Origin of the sequence: Mesorhizobium sp. M0830 (assembly GCF_040319965.1) — a bacterium.
Taxonomy (GTDB): domain Bacteria; phylum Pseudomonadota; class Alphaproteobacteria; order Rhizobiales; family Rhizobiaceae; genus Mesorhizobium.
Genome location: NZ_JAMYOR010000009.1, coordinates 14,900 through 32,526, shown reverse-complemented (window position 1 = coordinate 32,526; position 17,627 = coordinate 14,900). Strand labels below are relative to the sequence as shown.

At 63.8% G+C, this 17,627-nt stretch carries 14 protein-coding genes; all 14 read left to right on the top strand.

Annotated elements, in window-relative coordinates:
• The first annotated feature begins 4 nt into the window (after positions 1-4).
• The 14 genes from ftsL to ftsZ all read left to right on the top strand — a co-directional run bounded on the left by ftsL (position 5) and on the right by ftsZ (position 17,589).
• The gene (gene ftsL / locus NKI20_RS07930) at positions 5-391 is read left to right on the top strand and encodes a cell division protein FtsL (RefSeq protein WP_352829654.1); all 387 of its coding nucleotides are present in this window, start codon (positions 5-7) and stop codon (positions 389-391) included.
• The gene (locus NKI20_RS07925) at positions 388-2,097 is read left to right on the top strand and encodes a peptidoglycan D,D-transpeptidase FtsI family protein (RefSeq protein WP_352829652.1); all 1,710 of its coding nucleotides are present in this window, start codon (positions 388-390) and stop codon (positions 2,095-2,097) included. Before ftsL ends, NKI20_RS07925 begins: the two co-directional genes overlap by 4 nt.
• A 54-nt stretch (positions 2,098-2,151) precedes the next feature.
• A complete protein-coding gene (locus NKI20_RS07920) occupies positions 2,152-3,606 on the top strand; it encodes a UDP-N-acetylmuramoyl-L-alanyl-D-glutamate--2,6-diaminopimelate ligase (RefSeq protein ID WP_352829650.1) in 1,455 nt (484 codons plus the stop codon).
• Positions 3,603-5,099 carry a UDP-N-acetylmuramoylalanyl-D-glutamyl-2,6-diaminopimelate--D-alanyl-D-alanine ligase gene (locus NKI20_RS07915; RefSeq protein ID WP_352829648.1) on the top strand — a complete coding sequence of 499 codons (1,497 nt, stop codon included), beginning with the start codon at positions 3,603-3,605 and terminating at the stop codon, positions 5,097-5,099. Before NKI20_RS07920 ends, NKI20_RS07915 begins: the two co-directional genes overlap by 4 nt.
• A gap of 3 nt (positions 5,100-5,102) precedes the next feature.
• Complete coding sequence (mraY, locus tag NKI20_RS07910) at positions 5,103-6,185, top strand: phospho-N-acetylmuramoyl-pentapeptide-transferase (RefSeq protein ID WP_023757007.1); 1,083 nt, start codon at positions 5,103-5,105, stop codon at positions 6,183-6,185.
• A gap of 8 nt (positions 6,186-6,193) precedes the next feature.
• Positions 6,194-7,594, top strand: a complete 1,401-nt coding sequence (murD, locus tag NKI20_RS07905) for a UDP-N-acetylmuramoyl-L-alanine--D-glutamate ligase (RefSeq protein WP_352829647.1) — start codon at positions 6,194-6,196, stop codon at positions 7,592-7,594.
• Positions 7,594-8,745: a putative lipid II flippase FtsW gene (ftsW, locus tag NKI20_RS07900; protein ID WP_023757009.1), complete on the top strand. Its 1,152-nt coding sequence runs from the start codon at positions 7,594-7,596 to the stop codon at positions 8,743-8,745. Before murD ends, ftsW begins: the two co-directional genes overlap by 1 nt.
• 1 nt (position 8,746) lies before the next feature.
• The gene (gene murG, locus NKI20_RS07895; protein WP_352829646.1) at positions 8,747-9,874 is read left to right on the top strand and encodes an undecaprenyldiphospho-muramoylpentapeptide beta-N-acetylglucosaminyltransferase; all 1,128 of its coding nucleotides are present in this window, start codon (positions 8,747-8,749) and stop codon (positions 9,872-9,874) included.
• Positions 9,871-11,277: a UDP-N-acetylmuramate--L-alanine ligase gene (murC, locus tag NKI20_RS07890; protein ID WP_352829644.1), complete on the top strand. Its 1,407-nt coding sequence runs from the start codon at positions 9,871-9,873 to the stop codon at positions 11,275-11,277. Before murG ends, murC begins: the two co-directional genes overlap by 4 nt.
• The gene (gene murB / locus NKI20_RS07885) at positions 11,274-12,239 is read left to right on the top strand and encodes a UDP-N-acetylmuramate dehydrogenase (protein WP_352829642.1); all 966 of its coding nucleotides are present in this window, start codon (positions 11,274-11,276) and stop codon (positions 12,237-12,239) included. The genes murC and murB overlap by 4 nt, the downstream gene beginning before the upstream one ends.
• Before the next feature lie 444 nt (positions 12,240-12,683).
• Positions 12,684-13,610, top strand: a complete 927-nt coding sequence (locus NKI20_RS07880) for a D-alanine--D-alanine ligase (RefSeq protein WP_352829640.1) — start codon at positions 12,684-12,686, stop codon at positions 13,608-13,610.
• Positions 13,598-14,539, top strand: a complete 942-nt coding sequence (locus NKI20_RS07875) for a cell division protein FtsQ/DivIB (protein WP_352829638.1) — start codon at positions 13,598-13,600, stop codon at positions 14,537-14,539. Before NKI20_RS07880 ends, NKI20_RS07875 begins: the two co-directional genes overlap by 13 nt.
• Positions 14,536-15,843: a cell division protein FtsA gene (gene ftsA / locus NKI20_RS07870; protein ID WP_023757015.1), complete on the top strand. Its 1,308-nt coding sequence runs from the start codon at positions 14,536-14,538 to the stop codon at positions 15,841-15,843. The genes NKI20_RS07875 and ftsA overlap by 4 nt, the downstream gene beginning before the upstream one ends.
• Positions 15,844-15,909: 66 nt before the next feature.
• Positions 15,910-17,589, top strand: coding sequence for a cell division protein FtsZ (gene ftsZ, locus NKI20_RS07865; protein ID WP_023757016.1), 1,680 nt, complete (start codon positions 15,910-15,912; stop codon positions 17,587-17,589).
• The last annotated feature ends 38 nt before the right edge of the window (positions 17,590-17,627 follow it).

Sequence of the window (17,627 nt, the reverse complement as noted above, 5' to 3'; positions counted from 1 at the left end):
GCACGTGTTTCGTACCAGCGACATCGTCCTGATCGCCGTCATGGTTGGGGCGGCTGCCCTTACCTACAAGGCCAAGCGCGAGGCCGAGGAACAATTGGCTTCGGTGCAGAAGATCCATGCGCAGATCCGCTATGAGGAGGACACGATCGACCTGCTCAAGGCTGACTGGAGCCTGCTCACCCAGCCATCGCGGCTGCAGAAGCTGGCCGAACTCTACAAGTCACAGCTCGAACTCGAGCCGGTTAGCGCTCGCCAGATCGTCGGCATCGGCGACCTGCCGGCCAAATCCCTGGACATCCTGTCCGGACGCCAGGGCGGCATGGCCGACAATTCCGATCAAGCGCCTCCTGGCAGCAAGGATCCCGTGGTGACCGGAGGCATCGCCCAATGATCGGCAAACTGCTGAAGCGTCGCGTGAGGACGGGTGAAGGCGGTTCGATCGTCGTCGAGGGCGCCCGCAAGGCGACCGGCGGCAAGGGCAGGACGCGCATCGTCATGACGATGGCGGTGTTCTTCGGGATCTTCTCGACGATTTCCGGGCGCCTGATCTATCTCGGCTTCCAGACCCCTGACATGTCGGGCGGCCCGCAAAGCCGGGTGACGGCATCGCGGCCCGACATTGTCGACCGCAACGGCGAAGTTCTGGCGACGGACATCAAGACAGCGTCGCTGTTTGCCGAGCCGCGCCGCATCGTCGACGCCGACGAGGCGATCGAGAAGCTGTCGACGGTGCTTCCGGACATCGACTATGAGCAGACCTACCATAAGCTGAAGAGCGGTGCTGGTTTCGTCTGGCTGCAGCGGCAGCTGACTCCCAAGCAGCAGTCCGACATCATGCAGCTCGGCATTCCCGGCTTCGGCTTCCGCACCGAGAAGCGCCGCTTCTATCCGAGCGGCGAGACCTCGTCCTACATTGTCGGGCTTACCAACATCGACAACCAGGGCATCTCCGGGATGGAGAAATATGTCGATGAGCAGGGTTTGAGCGACCTGCAGGCATCGGGCCTCGCGGTGGCCAAGGATCTCAAGCCGGTGAGGCTTTCGATCGATCTGCGCGTCCAGCATGTGGTGCGCGACGAGATCGCCGCCGGCTTGGAGCGCTATCGCGCCATGGGCGCTGGCGCCGTTGTGCTCAACGTCAAGACCGGCGAAGTGGTGGCCATGGCCTCGGTTCCGGATTTTGATCCTAACAATCCTTATAATGCGCAAGACAAGGACCGGCTGAACCGGATGTCGGCAGGCCTCTACGAGATGGGCTCGACCTTCAAGAGCTTCACCTCTGCCATGGCGCTCGATTCGGGCAAGGCGACGATGGCGAGCCGCTTCGATGCTTCGCATCCAATCCGGGTCGGCCATCAGGCCATTCACGACTTCCACGGCAAGAACCGTGTGCTGTCGTTGCCGGAGGTGTTCCTCTATTCGTCCAACATCGGGTCGGCCAGGGAGGCCGAAATGGTCGGCATCGCGGGGCACCGCGAATTCCTGCATCGCCTTGGAATTTTGGATAAGATGCAGACAGAACTGCCGGAAGTCGCCCGCCCGACTGAACCGAAGGTCTGGAAACAGGTCAATTCGTTCACCATCGCCTTCGGTCACGGCGTATCGACAACGCCGCTGCAAGCGGCTGTCGGCTGCGCCGCGCTGATGAATGGCGGCTTCCTGATGAACCCCACCTTCCTGATCCGTACACAGGAAGAAGCGATGGCCATGGCCAAGAAAGTGGTCAGCGAAAAGACGGTCGACGGCATGCGCTACCTGTATACGCTCAACGCCGAGAAGGGCTCGGCCAGAAACGCCAGAGTGCCCGGCTATCGCGTTGGCGGTAAGACCGGAACCGCCGAGAAGGTCATCAATGGCCGCTACTCGAAGGAATTGAATTTCAATACGTTTGTCGCCGCCTTTCCGATGGACGATCCACAATACCTGGTGTTTACGATTGCCGACGCCCCGCACCCTGAAAAGCCGGGCATGACAGACGTCGCGGCATCGAATGCGGGCGTTATGGCGGGCAACATTATCCGGCGTGCGGCTGCCATGCTTGGCGTGAAGCCAGATTTCAGCCATGAAAATGGTGCAACGCTGGTTTCCTATCAGTGATTCTTAGGGCGCGCCGGTAACTGCGCGCTATTTTGTTGCGGTGAACGGGGTTCGATGAAACTAAGAGACCTAGCCGGTATCCTGCCAGTCGAAGGAACAACTTCCGCCGATCTGGAGGTCATCGGGATTTCGTCGGATTCCCGCCAGGTAAGATCGGGCGTTGTCTTTTTTGCGCTCGCCGGAACCAAGGCCGATGGTGCCGTTTATGCCGCCGACGCCGCCGCGCGTGGTGCGGCCGCGATTGTGGCTGCCAAGGGCAGCGCCATTGCTGGGCTGTCGGTTCCGGTATTGACGGTCGACGATCCGCGCCTGGCGCTGGCGCTGAGTGCGGCCCGCTATTTCGGCAAGCAGCCGCAGACCATGGTCGCGGTGACCGGTACCAGCGGCAAGACATCGGTCGCCGCTTTCACCAGGCAGATTTGGGAGCAGGCGGGTTATGCCGCCGCTTCGATCGGCACCACCGGCGTGGTAGCACCGGGCCGCAACGACTATGGCTCGCTGACGACGCCCGATCCGGTCGCCCTGCACCAGCTGCTGCGGGAATTGGCCGATGCCGGCGTCACCCACGCCTCCATGGAAGCCTCCAGCCATGGGCTCGACCAGCGCCGCCTCGACGGCGTGAAGCTGGCGGCCGGCGGTTTCACCAATCTCGGCCGCGACCATATGGACTACCATCCGACCATCGAGGACTATCACCGCGCCAAATTGCGGCTGTTCGACACGCTGCTGTCGAAGGGCGCGCCGGCCGTGATCTTCGCCGACGATCCATGGTCGGCGCCGACGATCAAGGCGGCGCGGGCCGCCGGGCTCGAGGCGCTGACGGTTGGCCGCCATGGCGATTTCCTCAGGTTGAAGCGGGTCGAGCACGAGCGCCACCGCCAGCGCGCCGAGGTCGAGGCCGACGGCGTGCTCTATGAGGTCGACCTGCCGCTGGCCGGCGATTTCCAGATATCGAACGCGCTGGTTTCGGCAGGGCTTGCCATTTCCACGGGAACGCCCGTCGCCAAGACCTTGATGGCGTTGGAGAAACTGAAGGGTGCGCCCGGCCGGCTCGACCTCGTCGGCACTACCGCGAATGGCGCGCCGGTCTATGTCGATTATGCCCACAAACCGGACGCGCTGGAAAACGTGCTGGCCTCGGTGCGCCCGTTCACCACTGGTCGCGTCATCGTCGTGTTCGGCTGCGGCGGCGACCGCGACCGGGGAAAAAGGCCGATCATGGGGGAGATCGCGACGCGGCTTGCCGATGTCGTGATCGTGACCGACGACAATCCGCGATCGGAAGTACCGGAAACAATCCGCGCGGCGATCCTCGCCGCTGCTCCTGGTGCCATAGAGATAGGCGACCGGCGCCAGGCGATCCGCGAGGCGGTCGCCATGCTGCATGCCGGCGACACGCTGATCGTAGCCGGCAAGGGCCACGAGGAAGGCCAGACGATCGGCTCCGAGACCTTGCATTTCTCCGATCATGAGGAAGTTCGCGCAGCACTCGTAGAGCGTGCCGCATGAGCTTGTTGTGGACCTCCGAGGCGCTGGTCACCGCCATGGACGGGCGGCCGCTCGGGCCGATGCCGGACGGCATATCGGGTATTTCAATCGACAGCCGCAGCCTACAGCCCGGCGACGCCTTCTTCGCCATCAAGGGCGAGGCGATGGACGGGCATGACTTCGTCACGTCAGCCATCAAAGCCGGCGCCGGGGTTCTGGTGGTAGCCGAAGGCAAGCTGCCGTCGCTCGGCCGGCTGACGGCGCCGATCATCGTCGTCGATGATGTGCTGGTCGCGCTGGAAAAGCTCGGAGTAGCCTCCCACGCGCGCTCCCAAGCCAAAATCATCGCGGTGACCGGTTCGGCTGGCAAGACCACCACCAAGGAAGCGCTGCGTCATGTGCTGCAAGCCGTCGGCAAGACGCACGCCTCGGCGCAGTCGTTCAACAATCACTGGGGCGTGCCGCTGACATTGGCGCGCATGCCCGCCGATTGCGACTATGCCGTTTTCGAAATCGGCATGAACCATCCTGACGAGATACGGCCGCTGGTGAAAATGGTGAGGCCGCATGTCGCCATCGTGACCATGATCGCGGCCGCCCACCTTGGCTTCTTCCGCAACCTGGACGAGATCGCCAAGGCCAAGGCCGAGATTTTCGAAGGGCTGGAGCCGAAGGGTGCCGCTGTCCTCAACCGCGACGATGCGCGCTTCAGGATTCTCGACAAAATGGCGCGTGTCGCCGGCGTCGAGCACGTCTACGGCTTCGGCGAGAATGCGCGTTCGACCTTCAAGCTGGTCCAATGCGAATTGCACGCCGACCATTCCGACATCAGTGCCAGGATCAGCGGCCACGAAGTGTCGGCTCGGATCGGTGCGCCCGGCCGCCATATGGTGCAGAACGTGCTGGCGGTGCTGGGGGCGGCGCATCTGGTCGGGGCCGATCTCGACAAGGTGGCCCTGGCACTGGCCGATCTCTCGGCCGAGCGCGGGCGCGGCAAGCGCCATGTGCTGCGCCACCCCGGTGGCTCGACTTCGAGCCATCCCGGTGGCTCGACTTCGAGCCACCCCGGCGGGCCGATCACGCTGATCGACGAGAGCTACAACGCCAATCCGGCGTCGATGGCTGCCGCGATGGCATTGCTCAACGCGACGCCGGTGACGGGCGAGGGCCGCCGCATCGCCGTGCTCGGCGACATGCTCGAACTCGGCGACCATTCGGCCAAGCTGCACGCCGCTCTTGCCGACCTTATCGTTGGCACCGGGACGCAGACCGTCTTCCTCGGTGGCCCGGAAATGCGGGCACTGGCCGAGATACTGCCCGGTGAAGTCAAGACGGAATACCGTGCCGGCGTCGAGGAACTGAAGCCGGTACTGCTGGCCGCGCTGAGGCCAGGCGACGTGGTGATGATCAAATCGTCGAAAGGCGTCGGCTTTGCAAAACTGGTCGATGCGGTGCTGGGCAAATTCCCGCCTGAATCGACAACCAGAAAACAGACCCAGGTCGGGGGACGATAACGCATGTTCACATTACTCGTCGATTTTGCGGACAAGATCTCGGCCTTCAATGTCTTCCGCTACATCACCTTCCGCACCGGCGGGGCGTTGATCACGTCGGCGCTGATCGTCTTCATCTTCGGACCGACCATCATCAATTCGCTGCGCCTGCGGCAGGGCAAGGGCCAGCCGATCCGGGCCGACGGGCCGCAGACGCATTTCAAGAAGGCTGGTACGCCGACCATGGGCGGCCTGATGATCCTGTCCGGCATCATAGGCTCGTCGCTGCTGTGGGCGAACCTGTCGAGCATCTACGTCTGGGTGGTGCTGCTGGTGACTGTGGGCTTCGGCTCGATCGGCTTCTACGACGACTATCTCAAGGTGACCAAGCAGTCGCATCTCGGCTTTTCCGGCAAGGCGCGGCTGGCGCTCGAATTCGTCATCGCCGGCATTGCCGCATGGGTGATCATGCATAACGGCCAGGCGCCGTTCTCCTCGTCGCTGACATTTCCCTTCGCCAAGGAATTCATCGTCAATCTCGGCTGGTTCTTCATTCCGTTCTCCTGCTTCGTCATCGTCGGCGCCGGCAATGCGGTGAACCTGACCGACGGCCTGGACGGGCTGGCGATCGTGCCTATCATGATCGCGGCGGCCTCCTTCGGCGTCATCGCCTATCTCTCGGGCAACGCCGTCTTCGCCGAATATCTGCAGATCCATTTCGTGCCCGGCACCGGCGAACTGGCCGTCGTGCTTGGCGCGGTCATCGGTGCCGGCCTCGGCTTTCTCTGGTTCAACGCGCCGCCGGCGGCGATCTTCATGGGCGACACCGGTTCGCTGGCCATGGGTGGCCTGATCGGCACCGTGGCGGTCGCCACCAAGCACGAGATCGTGCTTGTCATCGTCGGCGGATTGTTCGTCGTTGAAATCCTGTCGGTCATCATCCAGGTCGGCTACTTCAAGATGACCGGCAAGCGGGTGTTCCTGATGGCGCCGATCCACCATCATTTCGAAAAGCTGGGCTGGACCGAAAGCCAGGTGGTGATCCGCTTCTGGATCATCGCCGTCATCCTGGCGCTGGTCGGCCTGTCAACCCTGAAGCTGAGATAGGAGTCCGCTTGGTCCCCGCCGCATCCTTTTCAGGCAAGCGCGTTTCGCTCTTCGGGCTCGGTGGTTCGGGGATTGCGACGGCGCGCGCGCTTATCGAGGGCGGCGCGGACGTGCTGGCCTGGGACGACAATCCCGAAAGCGTCGCCAAGGCCGCCGCCACCGGGATTGCAACAGCCGATCTGCGCGGCGCCGACTGGGCGAAGTTCTCGGCCTTCGTGCTCTCGCCGGGCGTTCCGCTGACGCATCCCAAGCCGCATTGGACGGTGGAGCTGGCGCGCGGTTCGGGTGTCGAGATCATCGGCGACATCGAGCTTTTTTGCCGCGAACGGATGCTCAAGGCGCCGATGTCGCCCTTCATCGCCATCACCGGCACCAACGGCAAGTCGACGACGACCGCGCTGACGGCGCATATCCTGAAAGCGGCGGGTCGAGACACCCAGATGGGCGGCAACATCGGCCGCGCGGTGATGACGCTCGATCCGCCTGAGCCCGATCGGCACTATGTGGTCGAATGCTCGTCCTACCAGATCGATCTCGCGCCTTCGATCAACCCGACGGCCGGAATCCTGCTCAATCTGACGCCCGACCATCTCGACCGTCACGGCACCATGCAGCACTACGCCGCAATCAAGGAACGGCTGGTGGCCGGCAGCGAGACGGCAATCGTCGGCATCGACGATTCCTGGTGCGCGCAGATCGCCGAGCGGCTGGAGCGGGCGGGGCGGCATGTCATCCGGATTTCCAAGCGGCTGCCGCTGACCGACGGCTATTTCGCCGACGGCAGCTACCTGATGGAAGCTGTGCATGGCCGCTACAGCCGCGTCGCCTTCCTCGAAGGCATCGGCTCGCTGCGAGGCCAGCACAATGCGCAGAACGCGCTGGCTGCGGTCGCGGCCTGCCTCAAGGTCGGACTGGAGCTCGGCGAGATCCAATCGGGGCTGGAGAGCTTTCCCGGTCTTGCGCACCGCATGGAGCAGGTCGGCCGCAAGGACCATGTGCTGTTCATCAACGATTCCAAGGCGACCAATGCCGACGCAGCGGCACCGGCGCTGTCCAGCTTTGCGCGCATCTACTGGATCGCCGGCGGCCTGCCCAAGGAAGGCGGCATCGAGCCGTTGCGCGGTTTCTTTCCGCGGATTGCCAAGGCCTATCTGATCGGCGAGGCCGCCCCCGCCTTTTCGGCGACGCTGGGTGAGGCTGTGCCTTACGAAATATCCGGCACGCTGGCAGCGGCTGTCGAGCACGCCGCGCATGATGCGGCACTGGACGACGGCGGCGAGGCGGTGGTGCTGTTGTCGCCGGCCTGCGCCAGTTTCGATCAGTTCAAGAATTTCGAGGTCCGCGGCGAAGCCTTCAGGCAAGCTGCGCATGCTATCGAGGGCGTGAAACCCATCGGAGGGACACGATAATGCAAAGCCGTCTTGACAAAAGTCCGGTTGCGACCTGGTGGTGGACGATCGATCGCTGGTTCCTGGCAGCGTTCCTGTCGCTGATGGGGCTCGGCATCGTGCTGTCCTTTGCCGCCAGCCCGGCGGTGGCCGAACGCATCGGTCTCGACAGTTTCCACTTCGCAACCAGGCAGATCATCTTCACCGTGCCGGCGCTCGGCGTGATGCTGGCCGTGTCGTTCCTCGATTCCCGGCAGATACGGCGCATGGCGCTGATCATGCTTTGCCTGATGCTGGTGCTGATGGTGGCGGTGCTCTATGTCGGCGTCGAGGTGAAGGGCGCGCGCCGCTGGGTGTCGCTTGCCGGCCTGTCCATCCAGCCCTCTGAATTTCTGAAACCCGCCTTCGTCATCATGTGCGCGTGGCTGTTTGCCGAGCACAAGCGCCAGCCCGACATTCCGGGCAATCTGTTCGCCATGCTGTTGCTGGTGCTGGTCGTGTCGCTGCTGGTGGCGCAACCAGACCTGGGCCAGACCATGCTGACGACCGGCACCTGGGGCATCATGTTCTTCATGGCGGGTCTGCCCTGGCTGTGGATCGTCGCGCTGGGCGCCGCCGGCGTCGGCGGTGTCTTTGCCGCCTATACGGTGTTTCCGCACGTTGCCTTGCGCATCGACAAGTTCCTCACCGGCGAAGGCGACACGTTCCAGGTCGACATGGGGCGCGAGGCGCTGATCAATGGCGGCTGGTTTGGCGTCGGGCCGGGCGAAGGCACCGTCAAGCGGGTCATCCCGGACAGCCATGCCGACTTCGTCTTCTCGGTCGCCGGCGAAGAATTCGGATTGATCATGTGCTTCTTCATCATGTCGATCTTCGCCTTCATCGTTTTGCGCGGCCTCAACACGGCGCTGAAGGAGCATGACGATTTCACCCGTTATGCGGTCGGTGGCCTCGTCACCGTGTTCGGCCTGCAGGCCGTCATCAATATGTGCGTCAACCTGCAACTTGTGCCGGCCAAGGGCATGACGCTGCCGTTCATCTCCTATGGCGGCTCCTCGCAGATCGCGATCGCAATTTCGATGGGCATGGTGCTGGCTTTGACACGCAAGAGGCCGGAGAAGCGCAAGCAGATGGGCTTTGCGCTGCCGCAGCGCGCGCTGCCGGCGGAGTGATATGGCCAGAGGCGTCATCCTTCTCGCGGCGGGCGGAACCGGTGGGCATCTTTTCCCGGCCGAAGCGCTGGCGCACGAGCTGAACGAGCGCGGCTGGTCGGTGCATCTGGCAACCGACGACCGTGCCGAACGGTTCGCCGGCCATTTTCCGGCCGCCGCCATCCATCCGATCCAGTCGGCGACGATGGGTTCGAAAAATCCTTTTGCCCTGCTTGGTGCCTTCTGGAAAATCTGGCGCGGCGTGCGCCAGGCTTCCGCCATCATCGCCAGGATCAAACCGGATGCCGTCGTCGGCTTCGGCGGCTACCCGACCCTGCCGCCGCTCTACGCGGCGACGCGTCGCAAGGTGCCGACGCTGATCCATGAGCAGAACGCGGTGATGGGCCGCGCTAACCGGGCGCTGGCCGGGCGTGTCGATGCGATCGCCGGCGGCTTCCTGCCGCAGGACACCAGTGCTGCCGGCGCCAAGACGGTGACGACGGGCAATCCGGTAAGGCCTGCCGTGCTGGAAGCGGCCAAGACGGCTTATGCGGTGTCGGTCGGGGAACAGCCGTTCCGCCTGCTGGTGTTCGGCGGCAGCCAGGGCGCCCAGTTCTTTTCCGACGCCGTGCCGGGGGCGATTGCGCTGCTTTCCGATGCCCAGCGCAAGCGGCTGGTGATTACCCAACAAGCTCGCGCGGATGACGTGGCGCGGGTCAAGGCTGCCTATGCCGCCCTCGGCGTAGCCGTCGAGGTTTCGCCGTTCTTCACCGACATGGCGGTACGCATGGCGGCCGCGCATCTGGTGATCTCGCGTTCCGGCGCTTCGACAGTCTCGGAGATCGCCGTTATCGGCCGGCCGGCACTGCTGGTGCCTTACCCGCACGCGCTCGACCACGACCAAGCGGCGAACGCAGCGGCCCTTGCCGCCGCCGGCGGTGGCGAAGTGCACCCGCAATCCTCGCTTTCGCCCGAACGCATCGCAGCCCTCATCGGCGGGCTGATGGACGCCCCCGAGCGGCTGGCGGCGATGGCCGCGGGCGCGAAATCGGCGGGCAGGCCCGACGCGGCACGGTTGCTCGCCGATCTCACAGAGGCTATTGCGTCCAAAAAAGCCGTTTCGGATTTCAGGAAGGGGACGCAAGCATGAAGATGCCGCAGACCATCGGCCTTGTGCATTTCATCGGCATTGGCGGCATCGGCATGAGCGGCATTGCCGAAGTGCTGCACAATCTCGGCTACAAGGTGCAAGGCTCCGACCAGGCCGAGAGCGCCAATGTCCAGCGGCTGCGCGACAAGGGCATCGAATGCTTTGTCGGCCACAAGCCCGAAAACCTCGGCGATGCCGAGGTTGTGGTCGTCTCGACGGCAATCAAGAAATCCAATCCGGAACTCAAGGCCGCGCGCGAAAAGCTGCTGCCGATCGTGCGCCGGGCCGAAATGCTGGCCGAGCTGATGCGCTTCCGCCAGGCGGTGGCCATCGGCGGCACGCATGGCAAGACGACGACGACCTCGATGGTGGCGACCTTGCTCGATGCCGGCGGGCTCGATCCGACCGTCATCAATGGCGGCATCATCAATGCCTATGGCACCAACGCGCGCATGGGCGATGGCGAGTGGATGGTGGTCGAGGCTGACGAGAGCGACGGCACCTTCCTGAAGCTGCCGGCCGAGATCGCGGTCGTCACCAACATCGATCCCGAGCATCTCGATCACTATGGTAGCTTCGACAAAGTGCGCGAGGCGTTCCGCCAGTTCGTCGAAAACGTGCCGTTCTATGGTTTTGGCGTGATGTGCACCGATCATCCCGAGGTGCAGGCGCTGGTCAGCCGTATCGAGGACCGCCGCATCGTCACCTATGGCGAGAACGCGCAGGCCGATGTGCGCTTCACCAACCATCGCATGGCGGGTGCCATTTCGGAATTCGACGTGGTGATCCGTGACCGCAAGACCGGCGACCAGACGACGATAGCAGGCCTCCGCCTGCCGATGCCCGGCCGTCACAACGTCTCCAACGCGACCGCCGCGATCGCGGTCGCGCATCAGCTCGGCCTGTCGGCCGAGGCGATCAAGAGGGGCTTGTCGTCCTTCGCCGGCGTCAAGCGCCGCTTTACCCATACCGGCTCGTGGAACGGCGTGGACGTGTTCGACGATTACGGCCACCATCCGGTCGAGATCTCGGCGGTGCTGAAGGCGGCGCGCAGCGCCACCAAGGGGCGCGTCATCGCCATTGCCCAGCCGCATCGCTTCACCCGTCTGCATGATCTGTTCAACGAGTTTTCCGCCTGCTTCAACGACGCCGACACGGTGATGGTGGCGCCGGTCTATGCGGCCGGCGAGGAGCCGATCGAAGGCGTCAGCTCGGACGCGCTGGTGTCGCGCATCCGCGCCGGCGGCCATCGCGATGCGCGCTACATCGAGGGACCGGCAGCGATTGCGCCCATCATCCGCGATCTGGCCAAACCAGGCGATTTCGTGGTCTTCCTTGGCGCCGGCAACATCACCCAATGGGCCTATGCGTTGCCCAAGGAGCTTGGCGGGACCGTCTCATGATGCACGGCCAGGCCCTGATCGACAAACTTGGCGACCGGCTTGCCGGCTTGCGCGGGCGCGTCACGCCGAATGCCGAAATGGACAAGATCACCTGGTTCCGTGCCGGTGGCCTGGCTGAAGCATTGTTCCAGCCCGCCGATGAGGAGGATCTCGCCGCGTTCCTCAAAGCGATCCCTGAGGAAATACCGCTGACTGTCGTCGGCGTCGGCTCGAACCTGCTGGTCCGCGACGGTGGCATTCCCGGCTTTGTCGTCAGGCTTTCAGCCAAGGGGTTTGGTGAAGCGGAAGTCATTTCGCCAATCAGGATCAAGGCCGGCGCGGCCACGCCCGACAAGCGCGTCGCCGCGGTGGCGCTTGAGGCAGGCATTGGCGGTTTTCATTTCTACCATGGCATTCCGGGCGCTGTCGGCGGCGCACTTAGGATGAATGCAGGCGCCAATGGCGTCGAGACGCGCGAACGCGTCGTCGAGGTGCGCGCGCTCGACCGCAAGGGCAATGTGCAGACGCTCAGCAATGCCGACATGGGCTACGCCTATCGTCATTCGGCGGCACCTGCCGGACTGATCTTCACCTCGGCCGTGTTCGAAGGCTTTGCCGAGGACAAGGCCGTGATCAAGGCGGCGATGGATGCCGTGCAGAACCACCGCGAGACCGTGCAGCCGATCCGCGAGAAGACCGGTGGCTCGACCTTTAAGAATCCCGAAGGCACGTCGGCCTGGAAGGAGATCGACAAGGCCGGCTGCCGCGGCCTGATGATCGGTGGTGCGCAGATGTCGCCGATGCATTGCAACTTCATGATCAACACGGGAACCGCGACCGGCTACGACCTTGAATATCTCGGCGAGACGGTGCGTACGCGGGTGCTGGAGAATTCCGGTATCCGGCTGCAATGGGAAATCAAGCGCATCGGCAATTTCCGGCCGGGACATGCCGTTCAGGAGTTTCTCGGGCAGCTGCTTTAAGGTGCGCTGGTATTCAGGTGATGCCGGCCTGCAAACGACGGCTTTCTACCGCTTCCGGTGCTCACGGACCCGAATGTCCGCTCCGCTCCGGTTCTCGAAAGCCATCATTTTCGACTCGGCCTGACGGAAACTCAACACATCTTACGCACGTCGAACTTCATGTGACACATGAAGTTCGACGGTGCCAAAACGGCCCCAACCGTTGCCCCGAAGACTCAACGACACGCTTTTCGCATCCATTTTCTCAGAAAGTGAATCTCTCGGAATCGTAAGTACTTGCCAGTGAATCAACTCTCTGATTCTCTGTTCGAAAGCGTTTCCTGATTTGAGTCGTTCGACGCGTCACCCGCGTTTTCCGTCTGGGGGGCAACCTGCCGGGAGACTCGGACTCAATGTTGCGGAAAATCTTGGTTTTTGGTCCGCCGTGAGAGGGGATACCGGGGAATGAAAAGCAAGCATGTGGCTGTCCTGCTGGGTGGTTTTTCGTCCGAGCGGCCCGTGTCTTTGTCTTCGGGAAAGGCTTGTGCCGATGCGCTCGAGCAGGAAGGCTACCCGGTCACCCGCGTCGATGTCGGGCGCGATGTCGGCTCCGTACTTGCCGAGCTCAAGCCCGATGTCGTCTTCAACGCGCTGCATGGCCCTTTTGGTGAGGATGGTACCGTCCAGGGCATTCTCGAGTATCTCGGCATTCCCTACACCCATTCCGGCGTGCTCGCCTCGGCTCTGGCCATGAACAAGGAACAGGCCAAGCGGGTTGCCAAATCGGTCGGTGTCCCGGTCGCCGAATCGAAGGTTGCCAGCCGCTTCGCCATTCAGGGCAAGCATCCGATGAAGCCGCCCTATGTGGTCAAGCCGGTCAATGAGGGTTCGAGCTTCGGCGTCGTCATCGTGCATGAAGGTCAGTCGCATCCGCCGCAGGTGATCGGCTCTTCCGAATGGAAATATGGCGATACCGTCATGGTCGAGCGCTACATCCACGGCCGTGAGCTGACCTGTGCGGTGATGGGCGATGTGGCGCTGGGGGTCTGCGAGATCATCCCGACCGGCCATTCCTTCTACGACTATGATTCAAAATATGTCGCTGGGGGATCAAAGCACGAATGCCCCGCAAAAGTTTCACCGAATATTTACCAAAAAATACAAACACTGGCGCTTAAGGCTCACCAAGCGATCGGCTGTCGGGGCGTTTCCCGATCGGATTTCCGTTATGACGATCGGCATTCCGAAAACGGCGAGATTGTCTGGCTCGAGGTCAACACTCAGCCGGGTATGACGCCGACGTCCTTGGTGCCTGAAATCGCCGCCCAGGCCGGGCACTCGTTTGGCGATTTGTTGAGTTGGATGGTGGAGGACGCTTCGTGTCTGCGTTGAAATGGGGACAGGGTAGGGAGAGGGGCGCGGCCGAGCCGGCGCTGTTCGGCCTGCCGTTGTCGTCAGGCCATTTCGTGCTGCCGCGCGTGCTTCGCCGCCCTGTGCGTATTCTGGCCCGTCTCGGTGTTGGGGAATTCCAGGCGCCGCGCTTTTCCGCGGCGATGATGTCGGCCGTGCTGATCGCCTCGAGCAGTGCCTACGGCGCCTATCTCGGCGGCCACGTCGACGGCATCGTCCAGAGCATCACCGCCCGCACCGGCTTTGCCGTCGATCAGGTCAAGGTGGTCGGCAATCGCCAGACCTCGGAGATCGATATCCTCGACAGGCTCGAACTCGACGGCTGGACGTCGTTGATCGGCTTCGATGCGGCGGCGGCGCGCGAGCGTATTTCCGGCCTGCCGTGGATCGAGGTCGCGGCGGTGCGCAAGGTCTATCCGCACACGCTGGAAGTGCGTGTCGAGGAGCGCGCCGCCTTCGCGCTTTGGCAGCAGGGTGACGAGCTGTCCGTCATCGAGAGGAATGGCGCCGTGATCGCGCCGTTCTCGGGCGGCAAGCAGGTGCTGCTGCCGCTGCTGATCGGCACCGGCGCCCCGGCGAGCGCGCCCGACTTTCTGGCCAAGATCGAAAAATATCCCGATCTCGCGAGCCGGATCAAAGGCTATGTCCGCGTCGGAGAAAGGCGTTGGGACCTGAAGCTCGACAATGGCATCACCGTCAAGCTTCCCGAGGATGGCGAGGATCAGGCACTCGCCGAACTCGTCAAGATGGATCATGAGAAGGGCCTGTTGTCGCGCGATATCGCCGCCGTCGACATGCGTCTGACCGACCGGCTGGTCGTGCAGTTGACGCCCGAGGCGGCGACGCAGCGCGAAGCCGCACTCAACGAAAAGCCCAAGAGCCTTAAGCGCAAGCCGGAGACGAAGATATGAGCTGGCTTGGCGGTCATGGCGATGCCTCGTCGCGCCGGTCCGGCACCCTGACGGTGCTGGATGTCGGTTCAAGCAAGGTCTGCTGCATGGTGGCCAAGCTGAAGCCGAGCGATGACGGCAAGCTGCTGCGTGGCCGCTCGCACCGGATCCAGGTGATCGGCATCGGCCATCAGAAATCGCAAGGCGTGAAGTCGGGCGTCGTCGTCGATCTCGATCGTGCCGAGCATGCCATCCGCCTTTCCGTCGATGCGGCCGAGCGCATGGCTGGCCTGACGGTCGATTCGCTGATCGTCAACATGACCGCCGGCCGGCTGAAGAGCGAAGCCTTCTCCGCCACCATCAACCTTGGCGGCCACGAGGCCGACGAGGCCGATATCAAGCGCGTTCTCGGCGCCGGCGCCAAGCAGGCGCTGAAGGCCGAGCGCGAAGTGATCCATTCGCTACCCGTCGGCTTCTCGCTGGATGCCGAACGCGGCGTGCGCGATCCGCGCGGCATGGTCGGCGACGCTCTCGGCGTCGACATGCATGTGCTGACCGGCGATGCCGCTCCGATGCGCAACCTGGAGCTTTCCATCAACCGTTCGCATCTGTCGGTCGAGCGCATGGTGGCGACACCCTATGCCAGCGGGTTGGCGGCCCTGGTCGACGACGAACTGGAAATGGGCGCGGCCTGCATCGACATGGGTGGTGGCACGACGACGATCTCGGTATTTTCGGAAGGCAAGTTCGTCCATGGTGATGCCATCGCCATCGGCGGCAATCACGTCACGCTTGATATGGCCAAGGGGCTTTCGACCTCGCTCGATGCCGCCGAACGGCTGAAGGTGATGCATGGTTCGGCGCTGCCGGGCAGTGCCGACGACCGCGACCTGGTCTCGATCCAGCCGATAGGCGACGATGGCGACGTGCCTTTGCAGATCCCGCGCTCGGTGATGACGCGCATCGTGCGCGCCCGCATCGACGAGACGCTGGAATTGCTGCGCGACCGGTTGAACAAGTCCGGCTACGGCAATGCGGTGGGCAAGCGTGTGGTGCTCACTGGTGGCGCCAGCCAGCTTGCGGGCCTGCCGGAAGCAGCGCGCCGCATCCTGGGGCGTAATGTGCGCATCGGCCGTCCACTCGGCGTGGCCGGCCTGCCCGAAGCGGCGAAGGGGCCGGCCTTCTCGGCCGCGGTGGGGCTTCTGATCTACCCGCAGATGGCGAGTTTCGAGAGCCATCCGGCGAAAGGAATTTCCGGTCTCAGAATGACTGGAACGGGCGGAAAACTGCATCGCATGAGTCAGTGGTTGAGAGACAGTTTCTAATTGACGGGGACAGCCCCATAGGCGGCCGCGGCGGCGAAGCGGCGTGAAAGGCAAAGGACGGAGACAATGACCATCAATCTGCAAAAGCCGGACATCACCGAGCTTAAGCCGCGCATCACCGTGTTCGGTGTCGGCGGCGGCGGCGGCAATGCCGTCAACAACATGATCACCGCCGGGTTGCGCGGTGTCGAGTTCGTGGTGGCCAACACCGACGCGCAGGCGCTGACCATGTCGAAGGCAGGCCGCCTGATCCAGCTCGGCGCGCATGTCACCGAGGGCCTCGGCGCCGGCTCGCAGCCGGAAGTCGGCCGTGCGGCGGCGGAAGAGTGCATCGACGAGATCCTCGATCACTTGACCAACACCCATATGTGCTTCGTCACCGCCGGCATGGGCGGCGGCACCGGCACAGGTGCTGCTCCGGTCGTTGCCCGCGCAGCGCGCGAAAAGGGCATCCTCACCGTCGGCGTCGTCACCAAGCCGTTCCATTTCGAAGGCCAGCGCCGCATGAAGACGGCGGACTTCGGCATTGAGGAACTGCAGAAGTGCGTCGATACGCTGATCGTCATCCCCAACCAGAACCTGTTCCGGCTGGCCAATGACAAGACCACCTTCGCCGACGCCTTCGCCATGGCCGACCAGGTGCTCTATTCCGGTGTTGCCTGCATCACCGACCTGATGGTCAAGGAAGGCCTGATCAATCTCGACTTCGCCGACGTGCGCTCCGTCATGCGCGAGATGGGCAAGGCGATGATGGGCACCGGCGAAGCTTCGGGCGAGGGCCGTGCGATGGCCGCCGCCGAAGCGGCGATTGCCAACCCGCTTCTCGACGAGACCTCGATGAAGGGCGCAAAGGGCCTGCTGATCTCGATCACCGGCGGCCGCGACCTGACGCTGTTCGAAGTCGATGAGGCCGCAACCCGTATCCGCGAGGAAGTCGACCAGGACGCCAACATCATCCTGGGCGCCACCTTCGACGAGGAACTCGAGGGCGTCATCCGCGTCTCGGTGGTTGCTACCGGCATCGACAAGTCGGCGGCTGAAATCGCCGCGGCGCCGATCTCGATCCGCACGGCGCCTCCGAAGCCGGCCAGCCGCCCGGCCGTTGCCGCACCGGAAAGCCGCCCGGCTCCGGTCCAGCAGACCGCGTACGAACCGCGTGCCATCGACCCGGTCGCCGAAGCCATCCAGTTGGCCGAGGCAAATGCCGCGGCCATGGCACAGGCGCGTCCGGCTCCGGTCGCTCACGCCGAAGATTTCCGCCCGCAGAGCAAGATCTTCCAGGCGCCGCCAGCACAGCCGATGCCGCAGCCGGTGGTCCAGCAGATGCAGCCGGCTCCGCAGCCGCGCGAGATGCTGCGCGAAGCCCCGCAGCCGGTTGCCATGGCGCCGCAGCGCATGCCGCGCGTCGAGGACTTTCCGCCCGTCGTCAAGGCCGAGGTGGATGCCAAGAGCCGCCCGGCCGACCACGAGAACAACAGCGGACCGATGGGCCTGCTGAAGCGCCTGACCAACGGACTGACCCGCCGCGAAGAAGAGCCTGCACGGCTGCAGCCGGCGCAGCCACGCGAACCCAAGCTGCGCCAGGCCGCACCCGAAGTGCGCCGTCTTGCCAGCCAGGACGCGCAGCTCTACGCACCGCGCCGCGGCCAGCTCGACGACCAGGGCCGCCTGACACCGCAGGTGAGGGCGACTCAGGAAGACGATCAGCTGGAGATTCCGGCGTTCCTGCGCCGCCAGGCCAACTGATTGGTAAACGGACTGTAATAGTTGTTAACAGGCAAGCG

Excerpts from the sequence above, each read along its gene's own strand:
- NKI20_RS07920 (WP_352829650.1), top strand. The coding sequence starts at position 2,152 with ATGAAACTAAGAGACCTAGCCGGTATCCTGCCAGTCGAAGGAACAACT.
- NKI20_RS07925 (WP_352829652.1), top strand. The coding sequence starts at position 388 with ATGATCGGCAAACTGCTGAAGCGTCGCGTGAGGACGGGTGAAGGCGGT.
- NKI20_RS07880 (WP_352829640.1), top strand. The coding sequence starts at position 12,684 with ATGAAAAGCAAGCATGTGGCTGTCCTGCTGGGTGGTTTTTCGTCCGAG.
- ftsW (WP_023757009.1), top strand. The coding sequence starts at position 7,594 with ATGCAAAGCCGTCTTGACAAAAGTCCGGTTGCGACCTGGTGGTGGACG.
- murB (WP_352829642.1), top strand. The coding sequence starts at position 11,274 with ATGATGCACGGCCAGGCCCTGATCGACAAACTTGGCGACCGGCTTGCC.
- ftsA (WP_023757015.1), top strand. The coding sequence starts at position 14,536 with ATGAGCTGGCTTGGCGGTCATGGCGATGCCTCGTCGCGCCGGTCCGGC.
- NKI20_RS07915 (WP_352829648.1), top strand. The coding sequence starts at position 3,603 with ATGAGCTTGTTGTGGACCTCCGAGGCGCTGGTCACCGCCATGGACGGG.
- murG (WP_352829646.1), top strand. The coding sequence starts at position 8,747 with ATGGCCAGAGGCGTCATCCTTCTCGCGGCGGGCGGAACCGGTGGGCAT.
- ftsZ (WP_023757016.1), top strand. The coding sequence starts at position 15,910 with ATGACCATCAATCTGCAAAAGCCGGACATCACCGAGCTTAAGCCGCGC.
- murC (WP_352829644.1), top strand. The coding sequence starts at position 9,871 with ATGAAGATGCCGCAGACCATCGGCCTTGTGCATTTCATCGGCATTGGC.
- mraY (WP_023757007.1), top strand. The coding sequence starts at position 5,103 with ATGTTCACATTACTCGTCGATTTTGCGGACAAGATCTCGGCCTTCAAT.